5 protein-coding genes and 1 pseudogene are annotated in these 8963 nt (G+C 38.9%); 4 read left to right on the top strand and 2 right to left on the bottom strand.

Annotation, left to right across the window (positions count from 1 at the left end; all coding sequences use genetic code 11):
- Nucleotides 1-11 precede the first annotated feature (11 nt).
- The 3 genes and pseudogenes from HT699_RS09125 to HT699_RS09115 form a co-directional block, all read left to right on the top strand.
- Nucleotides 12-425, top strand: a pseudogene (locus HT699_RS09125) (IS3 family transposase); the annotation flags it as partial.
- A gap of 661 nt (nt 426-1086) precedes the next feature.
- Nucleotides 1087-1893, top strand: coding sequence for a hypothetical protein (locus HT699_RS09120; RefSeq protein ID WP_050262182.1), 807 nt, complete (start codon nt 1087-1089; stop codon nt 1891-1893).
- Nucleotides 1894-1914: 21 nt separating this feature from the next.
- Nucleotides 1915-3162 (top strand): toxic anion resistance protein, encoded by a 1248-nt coding sequence (locus tag HT699_RS09115; RefSeq protein WP_000134328.1) that lies wholly within the window; start codon nt 1915-1917, stop codon nt 3160-3162.
- Between the two features lie 596 nt (nt 3163-3758).
- Here the strand turns inward: HT699_RS09115 and HT699_RS09110 are convergent.
- Nucleotides 3759-4352: an FRG domain-containing protein gene (locus HT699_RS09110; RefSeq protein WP_172934294.1), complete on the bottom strand. Its 594-nt coding sequence runs from the start codon at nt 4350-4352 to the stop codon at nt 3759-3761.
- Nucleotides 4353-4544: 192 nt separating this feature from the next.
- On the bottom strand, nt 4545-5093 hold the full coding sequence (locus HT699_RS09105) for an ImmA/IrrE family metallo-endopeptidase (RefSeq protein ID WP_000335401.1): 549 nt from the start codon (nt 5091-5093) through the stop codon (nt 4545-4547).
- A gap of 406 nt (nt 5094-5499) precedes the next feature.
- Here HT699_RS09105 and HT699_RS09100 point away from each other — a divergent pair, with 406 nt between their 5' ends.
- Nucleotides 5500-8868, top strand: a complete 3369-nt coding sequence (locus HT699_RS09100) for a type I restriction endonuclease subunit R (protein ID WP_240149891.1) — start codon at nt 5500-5502, stop codon at nt 8866-8868.
- The last annotated feature ends 95 nt before the right edge of the window (nt 8869-8963 follow it).

Here is an 8963-nt window from a genome sequence, read left to right as displayed (position 1 = left end):
ACTAAGCAACTATATTACCAGTTTTAGATGGCTTTAACAGTGAAATTATCTCCTATTTGCCGAACTTAGTACAAATGAAAGCTATGCTAGAACAAGTCTTTACAGAGAACCATTACGAAAATACAATTCTCCATAGTGACCAAGGATGGCAATACCAACACGATTTCTATCGTCATTTTTTAAAGAATAAGGGAATCCAACCATCTATGTCACGTAAGGGTAACAGCCCAGACAATGGTATGATGGAGTCCTTCTTTGGGATTCTGAAATCGGAAATGTTTTACGGTTATGAGAAGTCGTTTCAATCGCTTAATCAATTGGAACAAGCTATTGTAGACTATATTGATTACTGCAACAATAAACGAATTAAGGTAAAACTAAAAGGACTTAGCCCTGTGCAATACAGAACTAAATCCTTTGCTTAAATTAATTGTCTAACTTTTTGGGATCAGTACATCAGTACATACACATAAAGGCGTTTTTGTTTGGGAATTACGTGATCTTGATGATATAATATAGAGAAATAAAATAAAAATAGGACAAATCAATCAGGACAATCAAATCAATTTCTAGTAATATTTTAGAAATCCAGATGTACTATTCTAGTTTCAATCTACTATATTTTAGCCCCCTCAATTTAATGAAGGGAGGTGTTGCCGATGTTAGAAACTTTACTCACAGTGTTTCTAGCTCTGTTACTTATTAACGTGTTATCTGAGCTTTTCAAGTTATGGCTTAAGAAACGTAAGAAGTAATGGTTAACCCTTTAAGAGGGTAGCAAAAAAAAACCATCGGTGGCACGGTGGGGCTTTTTAGTTACATATGCTGTAACTTTACTCACATTGTAAGTTCATTCTAACATATAACACCCAATATTTCAAGCTTTTGTTTTGATATTCCTCAGAGGTCATTCCGCAATCTTATAACACTGAATCCTGTGGTTTGAGTCCGCTCCACTGAAATTAGCACACGCGCTACTAGCCTCCATTCTACAGCAAAGAAATCAACTCTTTTATAGGGGATTTCCGCCCTCATTTTTGTCTTTTGTGCTAAAATAGACTTATAAATTGAAAATAAGGAATGTTTATGAAATTAGGTAATGGTTTTTGGAAAGGTTGTCTCTATTTTTGGGGCTTCTTGTTCTTATTAGGCCTGTTGGTCCAATATGCTCTTCCGCTTGCGGCTTGTGTACTGCTAGGCTATGGTGGTTATCGTCTCTATAAACGTTGGCGCTATCCTCTTTTGCAGGATCGTTCTCTCGACGATCGGATTGAGCTTTTAAAAGCTCGTATTCGTCAGGCGGACAAGGATATTCAGCAATTGGAGGGAACTTTAGTAGAAAAAGGTTCAGATTCCTATAAGAGTCTGGCCAATCAAGTATTGATCGAACTGAGGGAAATCCATCAGGAGGCGGATCGTCTCAAGTCCTATATCGATGCTGATATCTACAACCGTATTGACAAAAAGGTTCGTACAGTAAGGGCAAACATCGATGTTCAGCTAGAACGTTTGGATAGAGAAAGTCAGGTAGAACTTGAAAATGCGGAGCCAGAGGAACTAGCTCCAGAATTGTCTCAGACCTTGGATAATATTGCCGTTGACCATCAGGCTATTTTAGACAAGATTGCCACCTCTGCCGAGGGGGATAAGGAAGAATTGACGGCCATTCATAGTTTGAAGATGGAGAAATTCAAAACGATTTTAGAAGGCTATTTAAAGATTAAGGCCAATCCTAAAAACTATAATCGAGCAGAAGAACGTTTACAGCAAGCTAAATCAGCTATCGAACAATTTGACCTTGAGCTGGACCAGGTGTTGAGAGAACTCAATGAAACAGATATGCGTGATTTTGATATTAGTTTGCGTATCCTAGAAAAAGATCGTAAAGAATAGGTTAGAAACAAAGGAGTAACCATGACAGAATTTAATTTTGATATTGACCAGATTGCCAATAATACGGTAGCTAAGGTGGATAAGACAACCCAAATCATCGAGACCAATACTGGCTCAGACAAGACCTTGACCTTCCTTGAGAAGCTGAGCCCTGAGCAACAAGAAGGGATTAAGGCGCACGTGCCCCAGTTGGTAGACCAGTTTGTCACCAATCAAAATGCTCTTTTGGATTTTGGACAATCTGCTGTAGAAGGTGTGAACAATACGGTCAACCGTATCTTGTCAGAACAAAAGAAACTGCAGATTCCCCAAGTGGATGATCTTCTCAAGAATACCAACCGTGAGTTGCAAGGCTTTGTAGTCAAATACAAGAACGCTGAAATTGCTGAGTTAGAAGAAAAGCCAAACTTTTTGCAACGATTGTTTAACAAGAGCAAGAATACCCTACAGGAATTTTACTTTGACTCAAAAACAGTAGAGCAAAAGCTCGATGGCATGGCTGCCGCAGTGGTCAAGCAAGAAGATGTGCTAGCTCGAAATATCGTCTCTGCTGAGATGTTGATTGAGGACAATACCAAATCCATTGAAAATCTAGTGGGAGTGATTTCCTTTATCGAAGCCAGCCAGACAGAAGCTGGCAAGCGCGCTGCAGAACTGAAAGCTCAAGCTGACCAACTCGATACAAGTACGGTAGAATACCAAACCAAGTCACAAGAATTGGCCCGCATGGCTGAAGTGGTCAATACCCTTGAACAACAACATACTGAGTATGTCAGCCGTCTCTATGTTGCCTGGGCAACAACACCTCAGATGCGAAATCTTGTGAAGGTGTCATCTGATATGCGCCAAAAATTGGGAATGCTTCGTCGTAATACGATTCCGACAATGAAACTTTCCATTGCCCAACTGGGTATTTTGCAACAATCCATGAAATCAGGTGTCGTGGCAGATGCCATTGTCAATGCCAATAATGCTGCCCTTCAGATGCTAGCTGAGACCAGCAAGGAAGTGATTCCGCAGATGGAAAGAATTGCCCAAAGCCCGACAGTCGCTGTTGAGTCTGTTACCAAATTGGCTGAAAGTCTGGTCGCTCAAAACCAAGGTATCGTCGCAGCTATTGAATTGGGACGCCAGAAACGTGCCCAACTAGAAACAACCATCGTCAAGTCCGCAGAAATGATCAACGATTCTGTCAAACTACGCGATGAGAAAATTGTCCAAGCCCTTCTCGACCAAGGCAAGGCCGCCCAGAAAGAAGTACAAGAATAATACACAAGGATGCTGGGAAAAACTCAATTTCAGGAGAAAATGAAGTAAATCTTTCTACAATAAAACACATAATATCAAGGTTGTATAATTCTTGATATTATGCGTTTTTTTGATTTCAAAGACTTTTTCTCCAGACTCTTGTGATTCTATATTTACCTTTTCTATTCTTTTTGCTTTTATGATAAGGCAGGTTATTTGAATTTTTTTTTAATTCATTAAGTACCGCTCTATTAGATTTTTTATCATCTTTTAATTCGAATTCTTTAGATTTATAAATCAAATAGTCTGAAAAATCTGGAAATAAGGCATTTGTTTCATAATTGTACTCTTTTAACTTTCGTAAAAGTTCTCTTTGAATTAATTCATAGTAGTCGCCAGAAATTCTTTCCTCTTGATTATTTTTATCAGAACCTGATTTGACAGACTTTCCTTCTAAAAATTTAATTACTCCGTCTAAATTTTTAGAAGATAGATCATCTTCTGGCTTAGTATGATTAGAGCTTTGCTGATTTTTTAAAGACTTAATAGAGGCCTCTATATTAAATTTGATATTTAGAATAATTCTATCGATAGGTTTATAATTTTCTAATTCTATTTCATTTTTTTTTAAAATTTATAAATTTAATAAGTTTATCAAAATTTATAAAAGCACCTTTTTGTGCCCGTATTCTCTTATTTGTAATTTTCTTATGAACTAAAGAAATTATTCCATTCTCACTATCATTGCTGGAGTCAATTTTATAGAACTCTAACTGAGGATTTTTTATTTTCCCAAAACCTAACATAAACAACATGGCTATGAATGGATTTTCGGAAATATCTAGTAGACTTGTTGGCAAACCATAATGTTGTAAGATAGCTAATTCATCAGCTCGGATATCTAACATTTCTTGATTTAAAGGGACATATTTAACTTCATCAGGAAATTCTCTAGAGATATTTAGATAAAGAGATTCAAAAGTGTTACAGTATTTATTTCCTTCACTATTTTGTAAATTTCTAAATATCCCTGGTACTGTTTCCCAATCTTCTCTTTGTCCCCTATAGTAATTATAGCCTTGTCTTTGAAACGATGTAATCATTTCTTTTATTAAGTAAAATAAACTCCATGAATTTTTTTCATCTTTATATCCTAATCCCGTACCTGCACTTAATAAATATTTATTGATATCATCGATTTCATCTTGCAATTTAGAGTTTTTATTTGTTGATGAGAGTTCTAGATTTTGAATTTTGTAAATTGGTGTTAAATCTTCCTGAGGTTGGTTTATTCCAATTATATTTATTACTATTTTAAAATCATTAAAGATTTTTGAATTCAGTTGATTTTTTATTTCTTCAGGGGATGAATAATAGGTCCCTAAATTTTCATAAAATTCTCCTTAAATGGACAATACACCCAAATTAATAAGTCTATATTTCATAGCCGGATTGGACACATTTAATTTTTCAGCAAGATAAGTAATAATAATTTCATCATTTAAAGTATCTAATTCCTCCCAGGTCATAGAATAATCTATTGCCATTCTATCGATTGCTTTTATGATTAACTTTTGCGGCATTAGTAGTTCTGCTGCAAACTGGTTAGCAGCTCTTTCTTTAGCATTCGCTACTGGTGTTTGTTCACGTTCAGAAATTCCTTCATGTTTTAACACAAAATGGCCTAATTCATGAGACTTAGTAAATCGTTGACGCTGTAGCGGTTCCAAAATATTAACATACATTTTTTTAGTGTCAGCATCATATTTTCCAGAATGCGAATCGAAGTATGTTTCTATAACCTCAATTCCTAATTCAGCAATAATTTTATCAATATCTATACTATATTCATCTGATTGAAGTTCAATGTCTGATATTACTTCTTTTTTATTGTCAAAATAAGACATAAAATCTGTTGAGTATAGTTCGCTATATTTATAGACTTTACACATTATAAATTCTCCTATTTATATTTTTTATTTTTATTAAAAAATTATGAATTATTCTAAGTTATCATGATACAAAAATAGTTTATATTACTATTCTAAACTAAAAAGATCTTTTAGTCTATAGATAGATTGAAAATTTAAGAAAGAAACTACCTTTACTCTGAAATAGAGATAAAAGCATGGGAAATCTTTTCCCAAGGAGTCTTTTATGATACAATAGAAGGAAGTAAAGGCGCTGTTTTTTCGATGCCGCAACGCCTTGGATGAATGAAAAGGAAGAGTCCCTATGGTTTTCAGATTTAAGCAAATAACTAGCTTGCATATATATATATATAAACTTGCGTTTTCATACCCATTTTCAAAACCTGCCAATCTTTTTGGTAGGCTTTTTGCGTTGTAGAAATGGGGTATGAACATGGCTTACACCTTATCAAAAGAATTAGAGCAAGAACTCATCGTTTCAGCACCTGAGTTACAGCCTAGTTATACTGCCATCGTAGAATACCTAGAAGCTATCAACCAGAAAGGAGCATCTGGAAGCAATTCTCAGGAACTCCAGAACCAGCTTGCTATTCAGCTGAGACGTTTAGAAGATTTAGTGCAGGGTTATATTCAAATAAAGAAGAATCCCCATCACTACCTAGATGCAGATAAAGACTTGACGGCAGCCTATCAAGCCATTAAAGGGACGGAGCAAGATCTTCTCAAAAAATTGCAATATCTCAATCAAGCCGCCTTGCAGGATTTCCATATCAGCCAGAGACTCTCTCCCAAAGATGAGACTGCTATCCCTGTAGCAGGTAAAGCCAAAACCAAACAGGAATTGGCTATAGAGCGAGATTTGATCAACCAGTTGACAAAGGGAGAAAGTCAATGGGTGTATCGACCTGAGTTAAATACAGAAGACCTCCTATGGGGAAACTTTTTTGCCAAGCTGGAAGCCAATAATGTCCGCATTTTGCAAGACCATCCCCTTACAAATTCAGAGAAAAATCAAATTAAAAACCAGCTCAATTTCGTCAACTTCTACGAAGCAGCCAAGTGGATAGCAGGGGAAAATGGCATTGCCAAGGTGCAGGTTCAACGTGAAGATGCTAGTTTAGGCACCATTCGCTTGGAAGTCTTGTGGAGAAACAATGTCGCTGGTGGCAAATCCAGCTATGAGGTTGTCAACCAAGTCATCACAGGCGGAGAAGGGATTCGCCAGCGTCGTGGGGATGTGACTTTGCTAATCAATGGTCTGCCTATGATTCAAATCGAACTGAAAAGCCGTTCTCATCCTTATATGGATGCCTTCCGTCAGATTAAGAAATACGACCAAGAAGGACAGTTCAGAGGTATTTTTTCAAGTCTTCAGATGTTTGTCGTCTCTAATGTCACAGACACTCGCTACATCGCAGCTGCCAAAGCCAACAAGCTAAATGAACGCTTCTTGACCAAGTGGGTGGATAGTGAAAATAGCCCCCAACCCCAGCTATTTGACTTTGCAGAGTCTGTCTTGTCGATACCGAGAGCCCACGAGATGGTCATGCAGTATTCTGTCATCGATGATGACAAGAAGGCCTTGATTTTATTGCGTCCCTATCAAGTACATGCCATTGAGGCTATCCGTGAAGCCAGTCGCAAGCGCCAGTCGGGCTATATTTGGCATACGACTGGTTCAGGAAAGACCCTGACCTCCTATAAGGTTTCGCGCAATCTGCTCCAGATTCCATCTATCGAAAAGACAATCTTTGTGATTGATAGGACAGACCTTGACCAGCAGACGACCAGTTCGTTTCAGTCTTACGCAGAGAATGACATGATCGATATCGACGAGACCGATGATACACAGGAATTGGTTAAAAATCTAGCTTCTGATGACCGCCGTGTCGTTGTGACGACCATCCAGAAAATCAATGCCATGATTCGTCAGTTTGATGAAGGCCGTCACCAAAAGGTCTACAATCGTATCAAGCAACTCAAACTAGCCTTTGTCGTCGATGAATGCCATCGCGCAGTGACTCCTGAACGCCAACGCCACCTAGAGCACTTCTTTATAAATTCTCTCTGGTATGGGTTTACAGGAACTCCTATCTTTACAGAAAATAAACGTGAACAAAAAGGAGACCTTGCTCAGACGACCGAAGAGCAGTACGGTGACTGCCTCCATCAATATACCGTCAAAGAAGCCATCCATGACAAGGCGGTTCTTGGTTTTAATGTGGAGTATCAGACGACCATGCCTGGTTGGGCAGAAGATGAGATTGACGAGGAGCGTTATGATGACGAAGGACATATGCTTGCCGTTTTAGATGCTATTCTCAATCGCTCAAGACGCAAACTCGGTTTCCAAAATGGGGTAGGAAAAACCTATGAAGCCATTTTGACTGTCAAAAGCATTGTCCGTGCGCAGGCCTATTATAACCTGATTAAGCAAGTCAAAAATGGAGAGAAGTCTCTAAGCATTTCGGAAAATGTTAAAAAGGTTTTGCCAGACTTCCCTAAGGTTGCCATTACTTACTCTGTGACAGAAAATGAAGCAAACTCCTATGTCAACCAAGCCTACATGGAGGAGAGCCTAGAAGACTACAATGCCATGTTTGGTACCCACTTTAGCCTAGCAACAATTGCTTCCTACAATAGTGACCTCAACGACCGTCTGGCCCGTAAGAAAGAACGCTTTGCCTTCCGTGAGGAACAGTTGGACTTGGTTATCGTTGTGGACCGCTTGTTGACAGGCTTTGATGCCCCTTGCCTATCGACCCTGTTCATGGATCGTCAGCCCATGAAACCACAGCATATCATTCAGGCCTTTTCACGAACCAATCGCCTCTTTGATGAAGGCAAGAAATTCGGCCAAATCGTCACCTTCCAAACGCCTGGCCGTTTTAAAGAAAAGGTGGATGAAGCTCTGAGCCTCTACTCAAATGGTGGTGAAACCAGTGTCTTAGCCCCAGAATGGCAGGAGGAGAAGGCCAAGTTTCTTGAGAAGGTTCATCAACTATTAGCCATCGCTCCAAGTCCAGAGCAGGTGCCTGATTTGGATACAGCGACAGATGCAGAATTAAAACGCTTTGCCAAGGCCTTCCAAGAATTTGACAAGCTCCTATCTTCTATACAAGTCTATTCGGACTATGATGAGAAAGTCATATTCAGAGAGATTGGTCTCAGCCTAGAAGACATCGAGAACTTTGCCGGCCAATATCAAAATGTTATCGAAGAGCTCCGCAGACGCAGAAAAGAAGACCAAGAAGATGAAAGCCTTCTCGTAGATATAGAGTATGAGCTCGAATCCATCCGCACAGATGAGATAAACTATCACTATATCCTCTCCCTCATCCAAGCCTTGATCGAAAATCGGGAAAACTTCATTGGTAAAAAGGAAAAGAGTCTGGTAGATAACTATATCGAAGATTTGAACAAATCCAATCCCAAGTTATCCAACCTCATCTCCAAACTCTGGCAGAATGTCCAAGCAGATGCCAAGAGCTATCAGGGACAGTCTGTAGCCCATAAGTTGGATGAGATGATTGAGCTAAGAACCCAGAAAAAGATTCGTGAAACGGCAGATTATTGGCAGATAGGAGAGGATGAACTCCAGTTCGTAGTGGACAACTACCGCATCGGACGAGACAAGCAAAATGGTGAAAAAGCCATCACTGAGTCTCAGGACTATCTGGCCTATAAGGAAGCTCACGGAGACAAGGCACTACCAAAACTCAAATACAAAAAAGCCCTCAAAGAGGACTATATGCGCATGATTTCAGAGGATATCTTACCGCTAAGAGGGAGATAGGTTTATACTCTTCGAAAATCTCTTCAAACCACGTCAACGTCGCCTTGCCGTATATATGTGACTGACTTCGTCAGTCTTATCTGCAACCTCAAAAC

It is taken from the genome of Streptococcus sp. 1055 (assembly GCF_013276815.1).
Lineage (GTDB): Bacteria > Bacillota > Bacilli > Lactobacillales > Streptococcaceae > Streptococcus > Streptococcus pseudopneumoniae.
Note: the sequence above shows the minus strand (reverse complement) of the source record. Positions and strands in the feature narration are given on the sequence as shown.